25 protein-coding genes and 1 tRNA gene are annotated in these 23,154 nt (G+C 67.5%); 8 read left to right on the plus strand and 18 right to left on the minus strand.

Annotated features, from left to right (window positions below; genetic code table 11):
* Positions 1-69 precede the first annotated feature (69 nt).
* Positions 70-744, plus strand: a complete 675-nt coding sequence (locus BST17_RS22280; protein ID WP_083061084.1) for an MBL fold metallo-hydrolase — start codon at positions 70-72, stop codon at positions 742-744.
* Positions 741-1,235, plus strand: coding sequence for a DUF427 domain-containing protein (locus BST17_RS22285; protein WP_234807774.1), 495 nt, complete (start codon positions 741-743; stop codon positions 1,233-1,235). The genes BST17_RS22280 and BST17_RS22285 overlap by 4 nt, the downstream gene beginning before the upstream one ends.
* On the opposite strand, the gene BST17_RS22290 is transcribed toward BST17_RS22285, so the two are convergent.
* From BST17_RS22290 to BST17_RS22335, 10 genes are all read right to left on the minus strand, one after another.
* Positions 1,204-2,151: an LLM class F420-dependent oxidoreductase gene (locus tag BST17_RS22290; RefSeq protein WP_083061085.1), complete on the minus strand. Its 948-nt coding sequence runs from the start codon at positions 2,149-2,151 to the stop codon at positions 1,204-1,206. The genes BST17_RS22285 and BST17_RS22290 overlap by 32 nt on opposite strands.
* Positions 2,152-3,288, minus strand: a complete 1,137-nt coding sequence (locus BST17_RS22295) for an acyl-CoA dehydrogenase family protein (protein ID WP_083061111.1) — start codon at positions 3,286-3,288, stop codon at positions 2,152-2,154. It lies immediately after the preceding gene.
* A 118-nt stretch (positions 3,289-3,406) separates the two neighbouring features.
* Positions 3,407-3,850, minus strand: a complete 444-nt coding sequence (locus BST17_RS22300) for a universal stress protein (protein ID WP_083061086.1) — start codon at positions 3,848-3,850, stop codon at positions 3,407-3,409.
* Between the two features lie 307 nt (positions 3,851-4,157).
* Positions 4,158-5,258 carry a ferritin-like domain-containing protein gene (locus tag BST17_RS22305; RefSeq protein WP_083061087.1) on the minus strand — a complete coding sequence of 367 codons (1,101 nt, stop codon included), beginning with the start codon at positions 5,256-5,258 and terminating at the stop codon, positions 4,158-4,160.
* Positions 5,259-5,378: 120 nt separating this feature from the next.
* Positions 5,379-5,588 carry a CsbD family protein gene (locus BST17_RS22310; RefSeq protein WP_083061112.1) on the minus strand — a complete coding sequence of 70 codons (210 nt, stop codon included), beginning with the start codon at positions 5,586-5,588 and terminating at the stop codon, positions 5,379-5,381.
* A gap of 48 nt (positions 5,589-5,636) precedes the next feature.
* The gene (locus BST17_RS22315) at positions 5,637-6,170 is read right to left on the minus strand and encodes a hypothetical protein (RefSeq protein WP_083061088.1); all 534 of its coding nucleotides are present in this window, start codon (positions 6,168-6,170) and stop codon (positions 5,637-5,639) included.
* Positions 6,167-6,913, minus strand: coding sequence for a hypothetical protein (locus BST17_RS22320; protein ID WP_109750251.1), 747 nt, complete (start codon positions 6,911-6,913; stop codon positions 6,167-6,169). Before BST17_RS22320 ends, BST17_RS22315 begins: the two co-directional genes overlap by 4 nt.
* 2 nt (positions 6,914-6,915) lie before the next feature.
* Entirely contained in the window at positions 6,916-7,098 is a 183-nt protein-coding gene (locus BST17_RS22325) for a DUF2273 domain-containing protein (protein WP_083061089.1), read from the minus strand.
* A gap of 65 nt (positions 7,099-7,163) precedes the next feature.
* Positions 7,164-7,475 (minus strand): hypothetical protein, encoded by a 312-nt coding sequence (locus tag BST17_RS22330; RefSeq protein ID WP_083061090.1) that lies wholly within the window; start codon positions 7,473-7,475, stop codon positions 7,164-7,166.
* Complete coding sequence (locus BST17_RS22335; RefSeq protein ID WP_083061091.1) at positions 7,472-7,948, minus strand: Asp23/Gls24 family envelope stress response protein; 477 nt, start codon at positions 7,946-7,948, stop codon at positions 7,472-7,474. Before BST17_RS22335 ends, BST17_RS22330 begins: the two co-directional genes overlap by 4 nt.
* A 143-nt stretch (positions 7,949-8,091) precedes the next feature.
* On the opposite strand from BST17_RS22335, the gene BST17_RS22340 reads away from it, so the two are divergent.
* Both BST17_RS22340 and BST17_RS22345 read left to right on the plus strand, forming a co-directional pair.
* A complete protein-coding gene (locus BST17_RS22340; protein WP_083061092.1) occupies positions 8,092-8,637 on the plus strand; it encodes an RNA polymerase sigma factor in 546 nt (181 codons plus the stop codon).
* A gap of 53 nt (positions 8,638-8,690) precedes the next feature.
* The gene (locus BST17_RS22345; protein ID WP_083061093.1) at positions 8,691-9,203 is read left to right on the plus strand and encodes a hypothetical protein; all 513 of its coding nucleotides are present in this window, start codon (positions 8,691-8,693) and stop codon (positions 9,201-9,203) included.
* Between the two features lie 19 nt (positions 9,204-9,222).
* Here BST17_RS22345 and BST17_RS22350 read toward each other — a convergent pair.
* From BST17_RS22350 to uvrB, 5 genes are all read right to left on the minus strand, one after another.
* Positions 9,223-9,293 (minus strand) — tRNA-Cys (locus BST17_RS22350).
* Between the two features lie 69 nt (positions 9,294-9,362).
* Positions 9,363-11,291 (minus strand): GH39 family glycosyl hydrolase, encoded by a 1,929-nt coding sequence (locus BST17_RS22355; RefSeq protein WP_165762327.1) that lies wholly within the window; start codon positions 11,289-11,291, stop codon positions 9,363-9,365.
* A gap of 606 nt (positions 11,292-11,897) precedes the next feature.
* On the minus strand, positions 11,898-12,650 hold the full coding sequence (locus BST17_RS22360; protein ID WP_083061095.1) for a DUF899 domain-containing protein: 753 nt from the start codon (positions 12,648-12,650) through the stop codon (positions 11,898-11,900).
* A 59-nt stretch (positions 12,651-12,709) separates the two neighbouring features.
* Entirely contained in the window at positions 12,710-14,149 is a 1,440-nt protein-coding gene (locus tag BST17_RS22365; protein WP_083061096.1) for an MFS transporter, read from the minus strand.
* A gap of 56 nt (positions 14,150-14,205) precedes the next feature.
* Positions 14,206-16,377 carry an excinuclease ABC subunit UvrB gene (uvrB, locus tag BST17_RS22370; RefSeq protein ID WP_083061097.1) on the minus strand — a complete coding sequence of 724 codons (2,172 nt, stop codon included), beginning with the start codon at positions 16,375-16,377 and terminating at the stop codon, positions 14,206-14,208.
* 71 nt (positions 16,378-16,448) lie between these two features.
* On the opposite strand from uvrB, the gene BST17_RS22375 reads away from it, so the two are divergent.
* From BST17_RS22375 to BST17_RS22385, 3 genes are read left to right on the plus strand one after another with little or no spacing between them, the layout of a single operon-like run.
* Positions 16,449-16,742, plus strand: coding sequence for a hypothetical protein (locus BST17_RS22375; protein WP_083061098.1), 294 nt, complete (start codon positions 16,449-16,451; stop codon positions 16,740-16,742).
* Position 16,743: 1 nt separating this feature from the next.
* The gene (locus BST17_RS22380) at positions 16,744-17,247 is read left to right on the plus strand and encodes a ribonuclease FAU-1 family protein (protein WP_083061099.1); all 504 of its coding nucleotides are present in this window, start codon (positions 16,744-16,746) and stop codon (positions 17,245-17,247) included.
* A gap of 10 nt (positions 17,248-17,257) precedes the next feature.
* Positions 17,258-17,815, plus strand: a complete 558-nt coding sequence (locus BST17_RS22385) for a hypothetical protein (RefSeq protein ID WP_083061100.1) — start codon at positions 17,258-17,260, stop codon at positions 17,813-17,815.
* A 4-nt stretch (positions 17,816-17,819) separates the two neighbouring features.
* Here BST17_RS22385 and coaE read toward each other — a convergent pair whose 3' ends face one another.
* Positions 17,820-18,983 (minus strand): dephospho-CoA kinase, encoded by a 1,164-nt coding sequence (gene coaE / locus BST17_RS22390; protein WP_083061101.1) that lies wholly within the window; start codon positions 18,981-18,983, stop codon positions 17,820-17,822.
* Positions 18,984-19,144: 161 nt separating this feature from the next.
* Positions 19,145-20,590 carry a 30S ribosomal protein S1 gene (gene rpsA / locus BST17_RS22395; protein ID WP_019511500.1) on the minus strand — a complete coding sequence of 482 codons (1,446 nt, stop codon included), beginning with the start codon at positions 20,588-20,590 and terminating at the stop codon, positions 19,145-19,147.
* A gap of 208 nt (positions 20,591-20,798) precedes the next feature.
* Between rpsA and BST17_RS22400 the strand changes: the two genes are divergently transcribed.
* The gene (locus BST17_RS22400; RefSeq protein ID WP_083061102.1) at positions 20,799-21,947 is read left to right on the plus strand and encodes a PrsW family intramembrane metalloprotease; all 1,149 of its coding nucleotides are present in this window, start codon (positions 20,799-20,801) and stop codon (positions 21,945-21,947) included.
* Here the strand turns inward: BST17_RS22400 and BST17_RS22405 are convergent, their stop codons facing one another.
* The gene (locus BST17_RS22405) at positions 21,948-23,153 is read right to left on the minus strand and encodes a threonine/serine exporter family protein (protein ID WP_083061103.1); all 1,206 of its coding nucleotides are present in this window, start codon (positions 23,151-23,153) and stop codon (positions 21,948-21,950) included. It abuts the gene before it with no gap.
* Between the last annotated feature and the right edge of the window lies 1 nt (position 23,154).

Here is a 23,154-nt window from a genome sequence, read left to right on the forward strand (position 1 = left end):
GACAGAATTCACGGCCCATGCTAAGTGCACCCACCGACAAGCCGGCGCCGAGCCGGATAGCGTGGAGGCGTGACAGCGCTCAGCGAGACCTACACCGGCCACGTCGACCCCGGACATGCCGCCCGGCGCACCCTGCCCGCGGCCACCATCGTCAAGGCATCCGTCGGCCCGATGGACAACAACGCCTACCTGGTCACGTGTTCCGCGACCGGGAAAACGCTGCTCATCGACGCGGCCAACGACGCCGAGCGACTGATCGCCCTGATCTCGGCGCACGCCCCGGACGTCGAGCTCATCATCACCAGCCACCAGCATTACGACCACTGGCAGGCCCTGGCGGACGTGGCGAAGAACACCGGTGCGCCGACCGCTGCGCACGCGCTGGACGCCGATCCACTGCCGATAACACCGGACCGCATCCTGGCCGACGGCGACACCGTGCGCATCGGCAACCTCGAGTTCACCGTGATCCACCTCCAGGGCCACACCGAGGGCTCGGTCGCCCTCGCGTTGACGGGCGCCGACGGCGAGACCACCCACCTGTTCACCGGGGACTGCCTGTTTCCTGGCGGGGTCGGCAAGACCTGGAAGGACGGTGACTTCGACCGGCTGCTCGGCGATGTGTCGGACAAGTTGTTCGACGTGTACCCCGATTCGACGGTGGTCTACCCCGGCCACGGCGATGACACCACGCTGGGCACCGAGCGTCCACACCTGGCCGAGTGGAAAGCGCGCGGCTGGTGAGGCCGGTACCGGAGAAGCCCGGCCCCGGCCAGGAGTCGGTGTGGGACTATCCGCGTCCACCCCGGCTCGAGGAATTCCGCGGCTCAATCACCGTGGAGCTGGGCGGGACCGAGATCGCCACCACGCAGCGCGGCTGGCGGGTGCTGGAGACCAGCCATCCGCCGACCTACTACCTGCCGGCCGACGCCTTTCGCCCCGGTGCGCTGCGGGCGGCGGCGGGCTCGTCCTTCTGCGAATGGAAGGGTCAAGCGAGCTATTTCGACCTGGTGTCCGCCGGCACGGTCAGCCCGCGGGCGGCCTGGACCTATCCGACGCCGACCCGCGGGTTCGAAGCCATCGCCGGCGCCATCGCGGTGATGGCCGCCGCGGTGGACCGGTGCACGGTCAACGGCGAGACCGTCCTCCCCCAGCCCGGGGGGTTCTACGGCGGGTGGATCACCAGTTGGGTGCGCGGACCGTTCAAGGGCATCCCGGGATCGATGGGCTGGTGAGCCCGCACTCGGCGATGACCTGCTCGCCGAAGTGTCCGATGACATCGGTGGCCCGGGCCAGGCTGTCACCGGGCACCTGAACCTGGATCCAGGTGACGCCGATATCAGCCAACCGGGCCACCCCGTCGAGATAGGCCGCGGCATCGAACCCCGGCTCCCCGGGCGTCCCGCCGGTGGCATTGCTGAAGGTGATGTCCACCGTCGACGGGTCACGACCGGCGTCCTCCAGGCGCCGACGCAGATCCTCGATGCCCGCGCCGAGGGTGGTCAGCGAGTCCATCGGATCGGTGCGGGCGGTCCGAGCGAGCACGCCGGCCGCCGGGAAGGGGCACCAGCCGTCGCCGTGCTCGACGACGCGGCGACGCGCCGCCGCGGTGTTTCCGCCGACCCAGATCGGTGGCGCCACCGCGGGTCTGGGGTGCGCGGTGATCCCGGCGGCGGTGAAGTGGCGACCCTGGAAGCTGATGTCATCACCGGTCCAGACGGCGCGGATGACCTGCAGCGCCTCCTCCACCAGTGTGCCGCGTTCGTCGAAATCGACGCCGAGCGCGGCGAATTCGCGCTTCAGGTAGCCGACACCGACGGCCAGGGTGAACCGGCCGCCGGACAGCAGGTCCAGGGTCGCGCCGGCCTTGGCGACGACGAAGGGGTTGCGGTACGGCAGCACCACCACGTTCGGGATGAGCCGCAGTGTCGTCGTGTGCGCCGCCGCGAAACCCATTGCCACGAACGGGTCCAACGCATCATGGCCACCGGCGTCCAGCCACTTCTGCGTCGGCGCAGGGTGATCGGTGAATCCGAATCCGGCGAAGCCGGCGGCCTCGGCGGCCACGGCCACCGCCGCCACGCCGGCCCCGCCGGCCAGTTCCGGGTTGTAGGGATGGCTGTGCATCGGATGGGTGAAGGCGAATTTCATTCAGCGGCCCCTCGGAGCTGCGTAGGCCGGCCGCGGCAGGCCGAGCGCGTGCTGGGCGATCATGTTGCGGAACACCTCCAGGGTCCCGCCGTAGATTCCGGTCGGTCCGGCGAGGCGGAAGATGTACTCGGGGCTGCCCGCGGCCGTCCCCGGCAACGCGCCGGCCGGGCCGAGCAGATCCATCAGGTCCGGGGCGATCTCCCGCATGGTCGCCGCGATCGCGACGCGGCCGAACATGTCCGGTGCGCTCATCGCCGCTTCCAGCCTGGCCACTGACCGACCCAGCCGCTGATCCGGTGCGGTCACCCCCGCGACAGCGTCCACAGCCTCGGCGGTGAGCAGGATGTGCTCGGTCATCGTGGCGATCTTCTGCAGCCCGCCCGCGTCGCGTTCGAACGTACCGTGCTCGGCGTTGAGCGCCTCCCGCAGCACCGCCCAGCCGCCGTTCACCGGCCCGACGCGATATTCGTCGCCGATCCGGACGTCGCTGTAGAACGTGATGTTGGTGCGGTCGCCGTCGACGGTACGGATCGGCTGGATGTCGACACCGGGCGCGTCCGTCGGGACGAGGAACATGGTCAAGCTCTGGTGCTTGGGCGCCGCGGGGTCGGTGTTCGTGATCAGGAAGACGTACTGGGCGTTGTGCGCGTTGGAGGTGAACATCTTGGAACCGTTGATGATCCAGGCGGATCCACCCGGATCCGGGACCGCGCGCGTCTTGCACGTCGCGACGTCCGATCCACCGTCGGGCTCGGTGTAGCCCAGACACAGCCGGATCTCACCGCTCAGCACCCCCGGCAAGATGCGATCGACGAGTTCGGGAGCGCCGAAGGCCTCGACCGATCTGGCGACCATGGTCGTTGTGCCCCAATGGAACCACGGCGTGCGGGCCCGGCCGATCTCCAGTTCCCAGATCCGGCGGCGCAGCGCGGTGAAGCCGCCGTCGTCGGCCGGCCGGTAGTCGGCAGCCAGGTACCCGGCGGCACCCAGCGCCAAATGCACTGCTTCGTCGAAATTCTCGCCGGTCTCACGGTCCCGGCGCAGCACGTCGTCGGTGACGATCTCGGCCAGGAAATTACGAAGCTCATCCCGGAACGCCCGGTCCTCCGGTGACAATTCGACCCGCGCGAAATCCACCACGTTACCGTGACACTTACACCGTCGTTTGTAAAGGACGGTGGGGCCGGGAAACGACGAGGCCCGGCGCCGCCTCTGTCAGCGGACGCCGGGCCTCGGCAACGGGGTTCCGGTCAGGTCAGGAGGTGTGGACGATGAGCACGTCGACCTTGGAGCGGCGGGCCACGTTCGCGGGCACCGACCCGAGCAGACGGCCGGCGATGGTGCTCAGACCGACGTTGCCGACGACCAGCAGGTCGGCCTTGACCTCTTCGGCGAGGTCGACGAGTGCGTCCACCGGCGCGCCGACGACGGCCTTCTCCTCGACCTCGGTGGCACCGGCCGCCTTGGCGCGATCGGTGGCCTCCCGCAGGATGGCGTAGATCGGCGCATTGCCGGTGGTCTTGTAGCCCTCGTCCTTCAACACATCAGCGGCGTGATGGTCCTCGCTCTGCGGGAAGTACGCGGTCGCGATGACCACCTTGGCTCCAGACCCAGCGGCGATCTCGCCCGCGCGGTCCACCGCACGCAACGACGAATCCGATCCGTCCGTGCCGACCACAACGGTCCGATAGGCGCTCATTCATGCCCTCCCAGTTCGATTGCCGAATCGATAGCTAGCCAACCGAGACCCTAACCCGTTGCTCGACGGCGATGGGCGCATTTGGGCACACCCGTCGCGTAGAGCGGCGCCTCGGCGGCGCGGTTCAGGTAACGATGTTAGCCGCTCGCATCGCAGCGCGGACCATCCGGTGATGCAAACGACGAGGCCGACACGGCAATCCGGCACATCGCACCGGGACCGGCCGGGTGACGCCCGCCACGTCCGGCCGGTGCGCCAAAACTCCCCTCCGACACCACGTCTTGCTGCGGCCAGGGGTTTGCTGGAGTCAATCGGCCCCCGCCGCGATCGCGCGATCCACCTCGTCGGCCCGGGCCGCCATCTCGGACTGTGCCTTCTCCAGCGCCTCGGCCTGGTCCTCGTCGGCCGTCATCAGTGCGTCGATGTCGAAGGCCGCCATATCGAGTACGCCCATGTCCGCGAAGGCCTTCTGGACCTTCTCACCCCACAGCCCGATGTCCTTGACGATCGGCACGATGCGACTGAACAGGTGCGCTCGGAACTGTGCCATCAACGGCGAATTCTCGACCCATCGGGCGCACTCGGCGACGTCGAGCCCCAGCGTCTCGAACACCTCTTCGCCGCGGAACCTGTCGCGCATCAGATAGCACGCCTGCACCACGAATTCCTCGCGGTCGGCACGTTCGGCGGTGGTCAGGGCCGAGTAGTAGTCCTTCAGCGAGATCCGGCCGAACGCGACGTGGCGCGCTTCGTCCTGCATCACGTATGCCAGTAGGTGTTTGGCCAGCGAGTGCGGCGGTGTGAGATCACGCAGCACGCCGAAGGCGGCCAGCGCGAGCCCTTCGATGAGCACCTGCATGCCCAGATAGGGCATGTCCCAACGGGAGTCGCGTAGCGTGTCCCCCAGCAGCGCGGTCAGATTGGCGTTGGCGGGATAGACCATCCCGACCTTGTCCTGCAGGAAGCGGGCGAACGTCTCGACGTGGCGCGCCTCGTCCATGGTCTGGGTGGCAGCGTAGAACTTGGCGTCCATGTCGGGCACCACCTCGACGATCTTGGCGGCGCAGACCATCGCACCCTGTTCCCCGTGCAGGAACTGGGAGAACTGCCACGCCTGGGAGTGTCGACGCATCTCGGCACGACGGGCGTCGTCGGCCGCATCCCACATCGGGCTGCCGAACAACGGATGGAATTCATCCGGCAGGCCGATCGGATTGCGGGGGTCGACATCCTGGGTCCAGTCGATGCGCGACTGCGCATCCCACTGTTTGTCCTTGCCTTTTTGATAGAGCGAGAGCAGTCGCTCACGGCCGTCGTCGTACTCCCAGGTGAAGCGTGCATCGCCGACGCTGGGCACCTGCCAGGAGTATGGGGCGGGGATTTCGGTGTATCGGTCCCGGGTCGACATCTGCCCTCCACGGACGTGTGAATGTGACCTCTCTCACGGTCCGCTCGTCAGGACGTGTCGTCAAGCCCGACGCGCGATACGGGCGGCACCGGAACTGCAGTCCCGATACCGCCCGTCGACTCACTTGCCGGTCAGCTTGTCCTTGACGGCTTCGACACCGTCCTTGACCTTGTCGGCGGCGTTGGTCAGGTGGTCCTTGACCGCGGCGACAGCCTGGTCGACCTGGCCTTCGGACTCCAGGCTGGAATCACCGGTGGCCGAACCCACCTTTTCCTTGGCCTGACCCTTCAGATCCTCGGCCTTGTTCTTCGCGTTGTCGGCGATACCCATCTTCATCTTCCCTTCGTGAATGAGCCCGCAGAGATGTGCGGCCTCGGTTTATCGCGCTGCTCGTTTCACCAGCAGCTGGAACTCCACATCGGCGTCGGCGGCGCGCCGGACATCGTCGGCGCAGCGCAACGAAAGAACCCTGATGAGCGCCGGCGTCGTGGTCGCCGGAACCTGGACGCTGATCCGGACGATCGGGCGCCCGGCCGCGGTGCGGGTCGCCGCCTTGGCCGACTGCACCGCGGGGTGCTTGGCCAGGTCCGCGGCCGCGGCGTCGGCCAATCGCGCCAGATCCACCGCCCCGACATGCTCGGTCGACACGGCCCGCACCGATTTCGGCCGCAGGTGCAGGAGCAGCAACCAGGCACCCACGAGCACAGCGACCACCCCGGCCGCACCGAGCGCGAGCGACCACCAGGGCCAATCGGGCGCGCGGGCGAAGGCCTCGGCGTCGATGCGCGTCGCCGCATCCCTCGCCATGGAAGCGTGGACGCCGTAGCCGATCACCAGCGCGGCGCCGGCCAGCAGCACGATGGCCACCAGCGCGGTGAGAAGTCGGTCGAATACCCGCAATGTGGTGCTCACCGCACGCTCCCGCCGTCGTCGATTCCGAAATTCTCCTCATCGGTCCACCGTCGCTCCGTGCCCCGGGGCACCCAGACGTGGTCGCCGATGGACACATGGGTGCGCCGACGCGGCTTGAGCGCGGCCACCAGCAGCACCAGCCCGACGATGGCCGTCGTGACGGCGGCGGGCCACGTCCACCACTGCCACTGCACGTCGGCGATCCGGTCGAGCGCCGTGGCGATCCACGGTGCGTCCGGGGTCAGGGCGTCGCGAATTGCCACCGCGCCCAACACGATCACGACGATCGCGATGAACACGCCGGTGTAGTTGGCAGCGGCGGCGCGCTGCGGAGCGAAGCGGCGGTGCGCGGCACCGACGTGATCCGGCGGCGGGCCGACGGCGTACGCGTCGGCCACCTGGGCCGCGGTCCGTTCGGACTCGACCCGCGCGATGGTGACATCGACCCGCTCGGGGTGCTCACCGAGAGAGTCGGCGAGCTCCCGGATGACCGCGGAGCGAGCCGCTTCCAGCACCGATGCACTGTCGACCGGCCAGCTCGCCGCGATCTGGATGTCCACGCCGCTCTGGCCGGCCAGATGCACGGCGGGCAGATTGCCGCCCGGGACCAGCGTCCGTCGCGCCACCACGCCGGGCGCGGACAGAGCCGCGCGTTCGATCAGCCGCTCGCGCACCCTGTCGTTGATCACGGTGCTGCCGCGGGTCATCGGCACCGACGGGTGCACCACCGCATCGCTCGTCATCGTCAGCTCCCAGACCTGCGACCGAGGGCCGTGAGATCGATCGTGCCGTCCAGGTGCGCGCCGACGGCGGCGCCCGCGGCACCCAGCACCAGGGCCAGCAGGAACCCGATCAACCCGCCGGCGACCGCCGCGATTGCCAGCAGCAGTCCTGCGAAAAGCCCTGGCAACAGAAACTTTCCGGTCATGTCAACTCCTCTTTGTACGTCCGACACTGTGTTGCGTCCGACTCTGTGTTGCGTCCGACTGGGTGCTAGTTCCGACTCTGGGTCGCATCCGATGGCGCCGTCTGCGGCGCTGCCACATCTCCCACCACCACCTCGACCGGGTACCCGGCGGCTGCGGTGGCGGCCTGCTGTACCCGAGCGGCGGCATCCAACAGGCTCCCGCGCAGTTCGAGCACGACGTGCACCTTGCCGCCGTCCTTCCCGAGCCGGATGCCGCCCACGGTGCGGCCCGGCAGATAAGTGGTCGGTACTCCCGGGCCGGAATGCAGACCGACCACGCCGTCGACAGCGGTGACCGCCGCGACGACACGGTCTAACCGCTCGCCGGACCCGCTCACTGGACTCGGGGCTGCGCGTCGGTCGCGATCTCCTCGCCGCTCTCGTCATCGGCGAAGTGCACGTCGTGCACGGTGATGTTGACTTCGGTGACCTCAAGTCCGGTCATGTTCTCGACGGCGTTGATCACGTTGTTGCGGATTCCGTCGGCCAGATCGTGGATCGCGACCCCGTATTCGGCCACGATGCCGATGTCCACCGCAGCCTGCCGCTCCCCCACCTCGACGTTGACGCCCTGGGTCAGGCTGGGTGCGCCCGGCAAAGTCTCGCGGAGTTTGCCGACGACGCGGGCGGCCTGGCCACCGAGGTCGTGCACACCGTCCACCTCGCGGGTGGCGATGCCGGCGATCTTGGACACCACGACATCGGCGATGGTGGTCGTACCGTGATCGGACGCCAGCTTCTCCAGCTCCTTGCCCGCCTCTGCGGTCTTGGTGGTGGAGCTGACCTCACGGGACTGGGTTGCAGCGGTCATGTGCGTCTCCTTCGAACTTCTTCCAGCTCGGACGGTTTTGTCCGGGCTCACAGAGTTAGTCGGCGGCGCACCGCCGACCGCACGCGCCGGAGACGTAAACCACAAAAGGTTTCAAATGTGCGCTATCTGGACACGCACATCGGGTGCTGGACACGCTGCCCGATGAGACGCTTGCCCGACGCGCCCAACGCGGTGATTCGGCTGCGTTCGACGCCCTGGTGGTGCGCCACGCACCGGCGTTGCTGAAATTTGTCAGGCAAACCTATCCTGAGTACGGGGACTGCGACGACATCGTCCAGGAGACCTTCATTGCAGCATGGAAAGCATTGCCGAACTTCGCCTTTCGTTCGAAATTCCGGACCTGGCTGTACTCGTTGGCGACCCGCAAGACGGTGGATGCGATGCGGCGCCGCCGTCCGCAGCGGGATCTGGACTCGGCGCCCGAGGCCGCCGATATCCGCCCCGGGCCCGGCCAGCAGGCCGAACACGCCGCGTTCCTCGCGGCGTTGCACCGCGAGCTCGCCAAGTTGCCCTACCCGGCCCGCGCAGCGTGGTGGCTGCGCGAGGTCGACGACCTGCCGGTCGCCGAGATCGCGACGGTGCTGCACACCACCGAAGGTTCGGTGCGTGGACTGTTGCAGCGCACGAGGAAGCGGCTGGCCACCACACTCGAAGAGTTCCGACCATGAGGACGACCGGCCGGCTGTACACCAGCGGGCACGTGCGCAACACTGGAGGACACATGAGCACGGCAGCGCAAGATGATTACGAAGCGACCGCCCAGGCCGCGGCCTGGATCGCCGACGCCACCCGCCGTTTCGCAGGCCTTTCGGCCGCTGATACCGACACCGACACACGTTGGGCCGAAACAGGTTCGGCACTGACCGAGCTGCGCAGCGGTATCGCGCAACGCATTTCGTCGTTGCCGCGCCGGGGGAAGTTGATCCGCACCGCACGGCCGGGCATCGAGGTCAGCCACATCGCGCTGGCCAAGTTGTTGACATGGGCGCTGGCCGAACCGGCGGCCGAGGTTGCCGCCGCGGTTGCCGACGTCCAGTTGACCGTCACCGATGACTCGTTGGCGGCCGTCCACATCCACCTGATCGGGATCGGCGCCGACGAGCGCAACCGCACCTATCTACAGGACGGCGACGCCCTGCGTCGGGACGCGGCGCTGTTGCTGCGCGAGACCATCGGCGACAACACCGCGGAGATCACCGCCATCTGGGACGACGTGGTGATCCCCGCCCGGTAGACGGTCTTTCATGCTGACGAGCGAGTGACGGGATTCGAACCCGTGTAAACGGCTTTGCAGGCCGGTGCCTAGCCACTCAGCCACACCCGCAGCAGAGACCAACCTGCCACTGCTGCGGGCGGGCGTACAGCGTTGCGATCTCGACGATCTTTAACCCGGCTACTCCGTGGCACTCTGCCGTTGCCGCGTCGCCGCCGGCCGCTCCGCGCTGCGCGGACCGGATTTCGTCACGCTGGTCGCTCCCCGCTTGGGTGATGTGACCGAACTCGATGCCGATCCGGCCGGACCGTCCTTGGCGTGCGCACCATCCGCGTCATCCTCCGACGGCTTGGAGAACTCTTCCTTGGTCGCGGCGGTCTCGGACGTCGCTGTGTCGGGAGCCTCCGGCGCAGCGACCGGATCGGTGCCGGTGGGCTCCTCGGCGGTGGGCTCCTCGACGGTGGGCTCCTCGACGGTGGGCTCCTCGACGGTGGGTTCCTCGACGACCGGCTCCTCCAGGACGGGCTCCTCGATTATCGGCTCCTCCAGCACCGGCTCCTCCAGGACGGGTTCTTCCAGGACCGGTTCCTCGATCACCGGGTCGACGACCACCGGCTCTTCGACGATCGGCACCTCGACGACCGGCTCCTCGACGACGGGTTCCTCGACCGGCAGTTCCTCCAGCGGCGCCTCGACCGGCACCTCGACCGCCGGCACCTCGCCGAGCGCGTCGGTGACCGGCACCTCGACCGGCGCCTGCTCGGCACCCAGGGTGTCGGCGGCGGGCGCGTCGGAGTCGAGTGCAGCCGGTTCGGTCGCATCGGTAACCGCCCCGTCGGTGCCCGGCACGTCAGCTGATGCGACCCGCAGCGAGGCGCCCACACCGGCGGTTGCCGGCGTCGCACCGAGCGCACCGGACAGCCCACCGAGGATGCTGCCGATCAAGTTCGACACGGCCGAGACCACCCCGGCGATCAGGTTGGGCACGAAGCTGAGCACCTGTGTCACGACCTGCTGAATGAACTGCAGCAGCGAAGCCAGCGGGTTGGACGGGTTGGTCGGCGAGCAACCATCGAGGCAGTCGATCAGCCGCTGGAAATCGCGCAACGCCTGGGCGCCGCCTTTGAAGTTCCCATTCTCGTCGAATAGGCCGAAGAATCGCTCATCACCAATGGCGCTCATATCGTCTTTGGTGGTGTACATGAAGATCGGACCGCCACCGGAGAATGACTGCCAGGCATTCAAGAGGTCGGTGATGAAAGCGAGCTGCTTTTCCGGCGTCACCACACTGGTCGGCAGACCGTACTCGCTGATCCAGATCTTGAGCTGTTCCTCCCCGGGTTCCAGATGCGAGTCCATCAATTCCCGGATCTTCTGCACCTGGAACAACGGCATCAATTCCCGCCAGTCCAGTTCGTCCTGCTCGGAGAACTTGGTGTCGAAATTGTACGGATGGAAGGAGATGGCATCGAAGAATCCGTCGGCGCCCGCGGCGTACATCGCCTCGACGAAGTCGACCGGGTTCATGGTGGTCTCGCCCCAGGTCAGCGTGGCGCTCACGACGGCGCCGACCACAGTGATGTCGGGGTTGACCGCCTTGAGCGAGGTATACGTCGCCTTCAGCAGATTGGTGTATTCGACCGGGTCGACGGGATTCCAGAAGAAGGATGCGTTGGGCTCGTTCCACACCTCGTAGGCGGTGATCTCATCGCGGTATCGGTCGGCAACCGCGGCGGCGAAGTCCGCGAAATCCTGTACGTCGGAGGGGTGCCCGCTCCCCGTGGTCCCGTCGGTCGCCCAGTCCGGCGACCACTGCAGCACGCCCAGGATGCCCATGCCGCGGCGATCGACCTCCCGGACGATCTGATCGAGCTTGGCCCAGTTCAGGTCCAGATCCCAGTCGACCGGGCCACCCATCGGGTCGTCGGGCTGCACGAAGATCCACGGCACGAGCAGACGGACGTTCTTGACGCCCAGCGACTCGATCAGATTGAGGTGCTCGATGACCTCGTCGAGGCTGTCGGTGAAGTAGATGTTCGAATCGGCGATGCCCACGGTGGACGGTGACTCATCGATGGCAGCGACATTGATCACCTCGTGAGCAACCATCGGCTTCACATCCGGGATAGCGAACTGACTACCGGTTGCCGCCACCATGGCGGCCGCCGTCACGCCAATGACAAGACGGTTGGTAAAGCCGCGTACCGCCCGGGGAGCATGACCCCACATATGACCACCCAGTTCTCCAGTTATGGTGCCGATTCCCTGCAAAGCTCGACAATGCAAGGAAATTAGCCCACGTGAAGACCGTTTGCATAACTTACCCAAAAGTAATTTGAGGACCGCTTAGCAAACCGTAACTGGCCATTTGCCAGCAAACAATTTACCGCCTCGGCATTTTCACAAAAACTCCGCGTCTTGCAGATATGGCAAAGACGACAAATTGCGGCGCCCGGCGTGTGCGCAGCTGTCCGGCTGACACCTCCAGACGCAACCGTCCAGTTGGAGCCCACAGTCCCCTCCCACATCAGCGGTTGACCGACGTCTCAAGAGAACGCTTGCGTACCAGCTTCGACAGGTCAGCAAATTTGGCGTCCGTCAGCCGTTCAGCGGACGCCAGTCCGACTTCGATCTCTGGATAACGTGTGCCGAAAGTGGACATTCCGGCCGTACTCGACACCTGTCTTGAGATGTGGGACGAGCGCCGGTGCCGGACTACTGATGCGGCATTCCGGCGGCCACTCCGTGCTGCGGCCACCCGGGCGGCGAGTCCTCCCAGGGCTCCTGACGGCCGTAGGGCGTCAGGTCCAGGAACGGATAGCCGACCGAGGTGTGGTCGAGTCCCCGGGCATACGTCGAATACGTATGGAACACCTCGCCGTCGCGCTGCAGGAAGACACTGGCACCCGGCCAGTCACCCCGAAGATCGGCCTCGGTCCAGCCATCCCGGCGCAGCTGCGCATGCGCCGTATAGTTGTACTGCACCGCCGCTCGCGCGGGATCCAGCGTGACGTGGAAGTCGTAGCTGAAGTCCCCGTCGCGGGTCGAGTACCACGGGAACGTCCAGCCATGCCGGTCCCGATAACGGGCGATGCTGGCGTACGGAGCACGGGACACGCACGCGAAGGTCACATCCTTGATGTGCAACAACGTCCGGTCGGATGCGGTGAACGTGAGATCGGCAGCCGCGGTACAGCTGGGGCAGCCCTGATCGAGCGCATCGAGCCACATGAAGTGATGCACATACAGCTGTCGTCGACCCTCGAACAGGTCCAGCAGTCGGCATTCGCCGAGCGGACCCTCGAACACGTAGTCCTTGTCCACCCGGACCATCGGCAGCCGCCGGCGTTCGGCATTGACGGCGTCCCGCAGGTGGGTGGCCGCCCGCTCGGACTCCAGCAGCCGCAGCCGCGCGGCCAACCACTCTTCGCGCGAGACGACATCGGGATATCCCAGCTGCTCCGACACGTGGCTCTCCTCCCGGCGGGCTCGGTACTGCCCATACCGACCGGGTCGGCGTCACATACTCATCGCGACGGCGCGGAGTCCGCGCTTTCCGGCCGACGGCACGCCCGCCACGCCGCGGCCACGGCCAGGACCGCCAGGGCGGCGAACGCGGTGAACAGCATCCGGGCGGCGCCGGCGTCATCGCCTGCGGAATGGTTGACGATCACCCCGGCAAGCCCCGCCCCGAAGGCACCGCATATCAGCTGCACGGTGTTGATGGCCGCGGCCGCCACCGGCCCCTCTGCGGGGTCGTCGACACCGCCCATCGCCCAGGCTGACAGGTGCGGCCAGGCCATCCCGATCCCCGTACCGGTGACGACCAGCGCGACCACCCACAGGATCACCGACCAGCTCGTCATCGTGGCGCCGACCAGCAGCGCGCCGGCCCCGAGGCCGACCACCATGACCACCGGGGCCGCCACGACGATGCGGGTGACCGCCGCGCGCCGGTCGACCGAGGCGCTCACGATCTCGCTGACCGTCCAGCCGACGGCCAAGGCGACACCGAGGAACCCCGCCGCCAGCGGTGTCAGCTGGGCGAGTCGCTGCCCGAACAGCGGCACGTACATGTCGACCATGGTGGCGGCCATCAACACACCGAGGGTCAGATAGATCCACTTCAGCGGGCCGCGCAGGAAGGCCGTGGGTGGCAACACCGACGAGGGTTTCCCCGTCGCTGCGCTCGCCCGGTTGCGGTCGACCACCAGGAACGCGGCCACAAACCCCACAGCCGCTGCGAGGATCCCACCCGTGACCCGCGGATCGGGTGCCAGCCCGGCCACGCTCACCAGCAGCGCAGCGGTGCCCAGCAGCACCAGCGACCACAACGGGACGGGGACCACCGACACGTCGGCCTCGGCCGCTCGACGGGGCAGAGCCACCGGCACCAGCACCGCGATGACCACAGTCAGGATCACGAGGGCACCGAATGCCCAACGCCACGACGCATACTGCGCGAACAGGCCGCCGGCCGCCGGACCCATCAGCGTGCCCACCCCCCACATCGCCGACACCAACGCCGAGGCCCGCGTCCACAGTGCCTGCGGCAGTGCGGTGTTGATGACGGCATAGCCCAGACCGGCCAGCAGGCCACCCGCTCCGCCCTGGACGATGCGACCGGCCAGGAGCAGTTCCATTGTCGGCGCCAGCGCACAGCCCACGCTGCCGAGCCCGAAGACCGTCAATGCCGCCAGATAGGCCGACCGGGGACCCAACCGGGCCAGCACCGCACTGACCGTCGTCGCGGCCGCCACCGACGCCACCAGGTACACCGTCATCACCCACGCGTAGTAGCGCTGCCCGCCGATCTCGGCGACCGCACTGGGCATAAGGCTGATCGTCAGGAACTCGTTGGTCGCATACAGCGCCACCCCGCCGGCCAGAACCGTCGATGCGCCAAGGTGTTTCGGCCCGAGCAGCGCACGCCAACTGCCGCTGCTCGCGATGTGGGTTTCGGTCACCCCGTCAACCTAGAAGCTCAACCGCGGTTGAGTTCAAGTGGTGGCTCCGGTCACCGCTACTTGAGACCGGCGGCATCCATGCCGCGCAACTCCTTCTTCAGGTCCTGGATCTCATCCCGGATCCGGGCCGCCAACTCGAACTGCAGGTCGCGGGCCGCGGTCATCATCTGCTCAGTGAGATCCTTGACCAGATCGGCGAGTTCGGCGCGGGGCATGTTCGCGGTGTCGCGACCCTCCACGATGCCCGCGCTGACGGCACGGCCGGGCTCGCCCTGAGCGCGGCGCCCGCGCGACGAATTACGCCCCGATCCCCCGACCTCGACGTTCTCGGTGTCGTCGGCCTCGCGGTACACCTGATCGAGGATGTCGGCGATCTTCTTGCGCAGCGGCTGCGGGTCGATACCGTTGGCCTCGTTGTAGGCGATCTGCTTGGCACGGCGGCGCTCGGTCTCGTCGATCGCCTCTTTCATCGAATCGGTGATCTTGTCGGCATACATGTGCACCTCACCGGACACATTGCGCGCCGCGCGGCCGATGGTCTGGATGAGGCTGCGCGGCGACCGCAGGAAGCCCTCCTTGTCGGCATCCAGGATCGCCACCAGCGACACCTCGGGCAGGTCCAGACCCTCGCGCAGCAGGTTGATGCCCACCAGTACGTCGTACTCACCGAGCCGCAGCTGGCGCAGCAGCTCCACACGCCGCAGGGTGTCCACCTCCGAATGCAGGTAGCGGACCCGGATCCCCATCTCCAGCAGATAGTCGGTGAGGTCCTCGGCCATCTTCTTGGTCAAGGTGGTGACCAGCACCCGCTCGTCGCGTTCGGTCCGCAGCCTGATCTCGCCGATCAGATCATCGATCTGGCCCTTGGTGGGCTTCACGTGCACCTGCGGGTCGACCAGCCCGGTCGGGCGGATCACCTGCTCGACGAACTCGCCGCCGGCCTGCGCCATCTCGTAGTTGCCCGGGGTGGCCGACAGATACACCGTCTGCCCGATCCGCTGAGCGAACTCCTCCCAGGTCAACGGCCGGTTGTCGACCGCCGAGGGCAACCGGAACCCGAAGTCCACCAGGTTGCGCTTACGCGACATGTCGCCCTCGTACATGCCGCCGATCTGGGGCACCGTGACATGCGACTCGTCGATGACGAGCAGGAAGTCCTCGGGGAAGTAGTCGATCAACGTGGCGGGTGCGGTGCCCGCGCCGCGGCCGTCGATATGCCGCGAGTAGTTCTCGATACCCGAGCAGAACCCGACCTGCTTCATCATCTCCAGGTCGTAATTGGTGCGCATCCGCAGCCGCTGCGCCTCCAGCAGCTTGCCCTGGCCCTCCAACTCGGCGAGCCGCTCCTCCAGTTCGGCCTCGATGCTGGAGATCGCCAGCGCCATCCGCTCCGGGCCGGCCACATAGTGCGTGGCCGGGAAGATACGCACCGAGTCGACCTTGCGGACCACGTCGCCGGTCAGCGGATGCAGGTAGTACAGCGCTTCGATCTCGTCGCCGAAGAACTCGATGCGCACGGCCAGTTCCTCGTAGGCCGGGATGATCTCGACGGTGTCACCGCGCACCCGGAACGAGCCGCGGGTGAAGGCGATGTCGTTGCGGTCGTACTGGACGTCCACCAGCAGCCGCAGCAGGCCGTCGCGCGGCACATCGTCACCGACCTTCAGCTCCACCGAGCGGTCGAGGTACGACTGCGGGGTGCCCAGACCGTAGATGCAGGACACCGACGCGACGACGACGACATCGCGCCGGGACAGCAAGCTCGACGTCGCCGAGTGCCGCAGCCGCTCGACATCATCGTTGATCGAGCTGTCCTTCTCGATGTAGGTGTCGGTCTGGGCGATGTACGCCTCGGGTTGGTAGTAGTCGTAATACGAGACGAAGTATTCGACGGCGTTGTGCGGCAACATCTCCCGCAGCTCGTTGGCAAGCTGCGCGGCCAGTGTCTTGTTCGGCGCCATGACCAGCGTCGGCCGCTGCAGCCGCTCGATCAACCACGCGGTGGTCGCCGACTTGCCGGTGCCGGTGGCGCCGAGCAGCACGACGTCCCGCTCGCCGGAGCGGACCCGGCGCTCCAGGTCGTCGATGGCGGCGGGCTGATCACCCGCCGGTTCGTACTCGCTGACCACCTCGAACTTTCCGCCGGACCGCACGATGCCATCGACGGCGTCGGCGGCAGGCCGGTATTCGGACTGCGCCAGCACAGGATGTTCGGTAGCGAAAGCCATATCTCCAGATTAAGCGTGGGTACCGACAACTTCATTCCCCGCGATGACCTCGGGCGCGCTACCGTGGCGCGATGTCCGAACCCGTCCGCATCACGCTCCGACTGCTGGGGCTGGTCCTGCTGGTCGCGGGGGTGGCCTGCGCGATCGCGCTGGTGTGGCCCGGTCCGTCCGAGATCGCCCAACGGCTGGGCTCCACCTGCGGGGACGGCGGCCTGGGCCCGTCCCATCAGTGCAGCTGGCTGGAGGCCGCCGACCTGCTGTGGACCGGTTGCGCAGTGGCCGTGGTCCTCGGCGCGGTGCTGCGGATCGTCACCCGCCCCGCCGGACGCGGGCCGCTGGTGCTGGACCTGCGCCGGCGGCGCTGAGATGCATCCACCCAAACGCGAGACCTTCGACCTCGACCACCGCACCAACACCGATCCCAAGGGGATCATCCGTGAGGTCGAGGAGTTCACCGTCACACCCTGGGGCCTTTACATGGCGCGGCCGGCTCCCGGCCGCGCCCAGTTCCACTACCTGGAATCCTGGCTGCTGCCGGCGCTGAATGTGCGCGCGACGATCTTCCACTTCAATCCCGGTCACGAGCGGGATCAGGACCTCTACCTCGATGTCGGGGTGTACACCGCCGGTACCGACGTCTGGACGGCCGAGGACCACTATCTCGACCTGGTGCTGCGGACCGGACGCGAGGTCGAACTCACCGATACCGACGAACTCGTCGCCGCCGTCTGCGCGGGGCTGTTGGCACCCGAGGACGCCGAACGCGCCATCGCCACCGCCGTGTCGACGGTGGACGGATTGGCCCGGCACGGCTATGACCTGGATCGCTGGCTGGCCGGGCATGATGTCACGCTGACCTGGCGGGCGTAAAGTCACGGTCATGAGTGTTCGCAGGCACGCAGCGCTGACCGCTGCCGCGGTGCTGCTGTTGGCGGGCCAGTTGGTGCCCGCGTCGGCTGTTGCCGAGCCCGATGCCGAGCAGCCGCAGCCCGGGGCCACCGAGCCGCTGCCGCCCCCGCTGCTGCACAACATCACCTACCGTGCCCGCGCCGACGGCACCTCGCGCGGGGCCGTGGTGGCCTACAAGGCCGACGACAACAACGTCAACAGCGAGCAGCCGACCATGCTGCCGGGCCAGATGTTCGAGATCAACACCGTGATGGCGGATCCGAGCCTGGCCGGAATGGAACTGTCCATCGAATGGCCCTACGGGTCGAACCTGCACTGCGAGATCCTCGTCGACGACCAGATCGTGGCGCAGGCCGACCAGTTCATCGCTCCGCGCCTGTTCCGCCCCAAGGATGACCCGCTCTACGGCGTGATCCATTGCGGCGCACCGTTGAACGATCCGGCCACCGGTGCGGTCGCGCCGCAGGGCGCCCCGGCGCTGCCGGGTTATCCGCAGCAACCGGCATCTGAGGCTCCCCCGCAGACCTGACCGGTCAGGCGGTCCAGCCCGTACTCTGGGCCCATTCCCAGGCGCGCCGATGGGCGTCCAGGAACCACGGCTCCTTGGCCTCGGTATAGTCCGGTGCCCGCAGGGCCGCCTGCTTGGCGGCCGAGTAGTCTTCACGCACATCGGGATTGGCATTCAACCAGTCGACGAACAGCAGCGCGAACCGTTGATTGGGCCAGCCGTCGACGCGCAGGTGCACATTGGTGGGCCGGCCCGGGTCCGCCGAGGCGTGAAACCGCTTGCCCCACACCGCATGATCGGACCCGTGCGGGGTGTCCGAGGTGTACCGGTCCACCCGCGGGTAGCCCGCGGCCTGCAGCGCATCGGCCAGCTCGTCGGCCACCTCCAGCGAGGGCACCGTGACCTGCACGTCGATGACGTCCTTGGCGTCCATCCCCGGCACCGCGGTCGACCCGATGTGGTCGATGCGCACCGCGCGATGCCCGCAGGCGGTGTTCAGCCGGGCCAGGATGCGCCCGGCCTGATCGGGCCAGCTCGGGTCGTACGCGACGACCGCAGGAGTGCGGTGCGCGGGCCGGCGCAGCTTGAGATTGTGCGCGAAGGGCGCAATGCGCTCATGCCACAGGGCGCGGGCCTGTTCGACGAGCGCGCCGGCCGGCCCGGAGTTGTCCAGCCAGATGTCGGCCACCGCGCGGCGCTGTTCCTCGGTCGCCTGCGCGGCGATGCGGGCCCGGGCGTCCTCCTCGGAGAAACCCCGGTACTCGATCAGCCGCCGCACCCGCAGCTCGGCATCGGCGTTGACGACGATGACCAGCGGGAACATCGGTGCCATCTGGGATTCGACCAGCAGCGGGATGTCCTCGACGATCACCGCCTCCGACCCGGCTGCCTCGATCAGCTCGGAGCGCCGGTGCGCAACCAGCGGATGCACGATGCCGTTGAGTGTCTGACGCTTCCCGTCATCGCTGAAGGCGACCGCGGCCAGGGCCGGCCGGTTCAACGCGCCGTCGGGCAGCAGGATGCCGTCCCCGAACGCCTCGACCAGCTTGGCCAGCCCCTCGGTTCCGGGTTCGACGACCTCGCGGGCGATGATGTCACCGTCGACGACGATGGCGCCGAGGTCGGAGAAGGTCGAGGACACCGTCGATTTGCCGGCGCCGATTCCGCCGGTCAGCCCAATTCGCAGCACCGCCCCAGTCTCTCCAATTGCGCGAGCAGACACAAAACTGCCCCAATCTCGCCGCTATTGGGCAGTTTTGCGACTGCTCGCGAGCGGGAGATGGCCCCCAGTGCTCGCGAAACGACGAACGCCCCGGCCCAATGGGCCGGGGCGTCCGAAGAAACGAACTGCTAGGCGTTGCCTGCGAGCTTCTCGCGCAGGGCGGCCAGCTGGGCGTCGCTCGCCAGCGAACCGCCGGCGGACTCACCCTCGGAGCGCGACGAGCTGCTGGAGGACGACGGGCGGGCAGCCTCTTCGGCCTCGGCAGCGGCAAACTTCTCCATCTGCGCGGTGTGCATCTTGTGCCGACGCTCGGCCTCGGCGTACCGGGCCTCCCATTCGGTGCGCTGCTTGTCGAAGCCCTCGAGCCACTCGTTGGTGTCGGCGTCGAAGCCCTCGGGGAAGATGTAGTTCCCCGCATCGTCGTAGCTGTCGGCCATGCCGTACTTCGAGGGGTCGAACTCCTCGGTGTAGTCCTCGTTGGCCTGCTTGAGGCTCAGCGAGATGCGGCGACGCTCCAGGTCGATGTCGATGACCTTGACCATGGCGTCGTCGCCGACCTGGACCACCTGGTCCGGGACCTCGACGTGGCGCTCGGAGAGCTCCGAGATGTGCACCAGACCCTCGATGCCCTCTTCGACGCGGACGAACGCGCCGAACGGCACCAGCTTGGTGACCTTGCCCGGCACGATCTGGCCGATGGCGTGGGTGCGGGCGAAGTGGCGCCACGGATCTTCCTGAGTCGCCTTGAGCGACAGCGAAACCCGCTCGCGGTCCATGTCGACGTCGAGCACCTCGACGGTGACCTCGTCGCCGACGGTGACGACCTCGGACGGGTGGTCGATGTGCTTCCAGGACAGCTCGGAGACGTGCACCAGGCCGTCGACACCGCCGAGATCGACGAACGCGCCGAAGTTGACGATGGAGGACACGACACCCTTGCGGATGGCGCCCTTGGTGAGCTGGTTGAGGAACTCGCTGCGGACCTCGGACTGGGTCTGCTCCAGCCAGGCGCGGCGGGACAGCACCACGTTGTTGCGGTTCTTGTCCAGCTCGATGATCTTGGCCTCGATCTCCTTGCCGATGTACGGCTGCAGATCGCGGACGCGACGCATCTCGACCAGCGACGCGGGCAGGAAGCCGCGCAGGCCGATGTCGAGGATCAGGCCGCCCTTGACGACCTCGATGACGGTGCCCTTGACGGCCTCGTCCTTCTCCTTGAGTTCCTCGATGGTGCCCCAGGCCCGCTCGTACTGAGCGCGCTTCTTGGACAGGATCAGGCGGCCTTCCTTGTCCTCCTTGGTGAGGACCAGGGCTTCGACCTCATCGCCCACGGAAACGACCTCATTGGGGTCGACGTCGTGCTTGATGGACAGTTCGCGCGAAGGGATGACGCCTTCGGTCTTGTAGCCGATATCGAGCAGGACCTCGTCGCGGTCCACCTTGACGATGGTCCCTTCGACGATGTCGCCATCGTTGAAGTATTTGATGGTCTTGTCGATGGCGGCGAGGAAGTCTTCCGCGGAGCCGATGTCGTTGACGGCTACCTGCGGGGAAGTGACGGAGGGACTTGGCATGTGGTGGGTTGCTCCGGACAGGTTCAATCGTAGGGACATGTGTGTTTGTGCTGCACAATGGAGATTCCGGCGCCAGGCGTCGAGTTGTGCGGTGTTCCCGCGAGGCCCGAGACATGACGGAACGCACAGGTACTGTTCAAGGGTACTAGAACCGGTACACGCTGGACAAACCCGGTCCCGCCCGGCGGTGCCTGGTTAATCTCCAGAGGTGACCGCCCCGCACCCCCACCTACCGACCTGGCCGCCGACCGTGCGCAAGGTCGGCGCACCGCTCGCGGTGCTGATCGGGCTGAGCGTCATCGTCGGACTGCTGATGATCCTGCTCACCGCGACCAACCCGGTCGGCACCGCCATCGGATTCGTGCTCTCCAGCATCGCGATCGCCGTCGTCGTGCTCTGCTACCTGTGGCTGGACCGCTGGGAACCAGAGCCCCCGCGGCTGCTCATCCTGGCCTTCCTCTGGGGCGCATCGGTGGCGATCATCCTGTCGCTGATCCTGGAACTGTGGGCCGACGCGGTGTTCCTGCCAACGCCCGGCCTGCCCGAGGGATTCGAGTCGACCGCCCTGCGTGCCCCGATCATCGAGGAGGCCGCCAAAGGCCTGTTCCTGCTGATCATGATGACCGGGTTACGCCGCCGGGAGCTGAACTCGCTGACCGACTGCCTGGTGTACGCCGGCCTGGTCGGCGCCGGCTTCGCCTGGTTCGAGGACATCCTCTACATCGCCAACAGCGAATCGCTGGCCGGCTCGCTGGTGACCGCGGCGCTGCGCCTGATCATGGCGCCCTTCGCGCATTCACTGTTCGTGTCGGTGCTGGCCGTCGGGGTGTACTTCGCGCTGCACCGGCGCAATCCACTGGCCAAGGCGGGTTTCCTGATCGCCGGCTACCTCGGCGCGGTGGTGCTGCATGCGATGTGGAACGGGTCCTCGGTGATCGGTATCGAGGCCTACTTCCTGGTGTACGTGCTGTGGATGATGCCGATCTTCGGCTTGGCGATCTGGCTGGCGGTGCGCAGTCGCCGCCGCGAGCAACAGGTGGTCGCGGCCAAACTTCCCAACATGGTGGCGGCCGGCCTGGTGACCGCCAACGAGGCCAGCTGGCTGGGTTCGATCCGCACCCGCAAGATGGCCGTCGCCGAGGTCACCCGGCACAGCGGCAAGGCCGCGGGCAAGGCGGTCAAGGGTTTTGCCACCCAGGTCGTCGAGCTCGCGTTCGTCCGGGACCGGATCGACCGTGGGTTCGGTGACGAGCGGGTACAGGCATTGCTGACCGAGGAGGCACATCGCGTGCACGCGGCCCGGGCCGCCACCCCGCAGTTGCAGTACCTGGCGGGCTATCGCATTCCCGGGCCGTGATCAGCGACCCCGCCGGATCACCTGCCAGCACACCAGCCCGGCCTGCAGGCCGAACGCCACCGAGATCATCGAGATCAGGGTGGCCGGTAGCGCCGAATCGCCGTCAGCGCCGAACAATTCGGTGACCCCGATCAGGCCCATCGACCCGGGCACCAGCAGCCAGAACCCGGGCAGGATCATCGTGATCGCCGGCGGTGCGCTGCGCAGCCGGGACACCGCCAGCGCCACCAGGGTGAGCGCCAACCCGCCGCAGAACCCGCTGGCGTAGCTGCCCAGGACCAGGTCGCCCAGGTACTGCGCGGTGAACGCGGTGTAGGTGATCAACACCAGCCAGGGCAGAAAAGACACCGGCGGCGCCAGAAACAGCAGCACACCCACGGCGTAGACCGCCACTCCCAGCCACGGCGCCCACGGGCCGATGTGGTTGACGGCCTCCGAGCTGAGCTGGTCCTCGCGCATCCCCAACAGCTGGGTGGCGATCAGGATGCCGAAGGCCAACTGGATGATCTGCACGAAACCGGCGATCAGTCGGCTGGTCCCGGCGATGACATCGCGCGAGGTGAGCTCGATGACCGCCAGCGTGATCGCCGCGCCCGGCAGGAACACCGCCAGCGGCGGTATCAGCGCGCGCAATCCGACATGGTCGAGTTCCAGCCACAACGCCGCGATGATGCAGATCGAGGCCACCGCGAACGCGCTGACCGCCGGCACCAGCTGCGCCAGTGCCGGAACCCGCCGGCCGGCGACCAGGAAGCCGCCGACCATCGCACCCAGGAGCAGGGCGGCAAGCACGTTGAGGAACGTCGGCTCGAGCACCAGGGCCAGGCCGGCGCTCTGGATGCCGTAGCCGATCACCGTCACCCAGGCCGGGTACCGCCGCGCGCTGGTCGTGATCGCCTCGAGCCGGCTCTCCCCGACCGGCGCCGACACCCGCCCGGCCATCGCGTCGGACACCAGCCGGGCCAGCGGGAAGATCTGGTCGAATCGGAGATCGGCGTCGACCCGTGCGCCGCCCACCACCGTGCCGCCGGCGGTGGACGGGCCCACCACCTGGACGTGATTGGGCAGCGCGATTCCGTCGTTGCGCACCCCGTAGTGCGCCGCGGTCCGGTCGAGCATCTGCCGCACGAGGGTCACCGGATAGTTGGCCGCGCACATCGCCGCCCCCAGCCGAGCCAGAAAACGGATCTGCTGTTCGCCGTCCATC

Origin of the sequence: Mycolicibacterium bacteremicum, assembly GCF_002086115.1 — a bacterium.
In the GTDB taxonomy this organism is placed as follows: Bacteria; Actinomycetota; Actinomycetes; order Mycobacteriales; family Mycobacteriaceae; genus Mycobacterium; species Mycobacterium bacteremicum.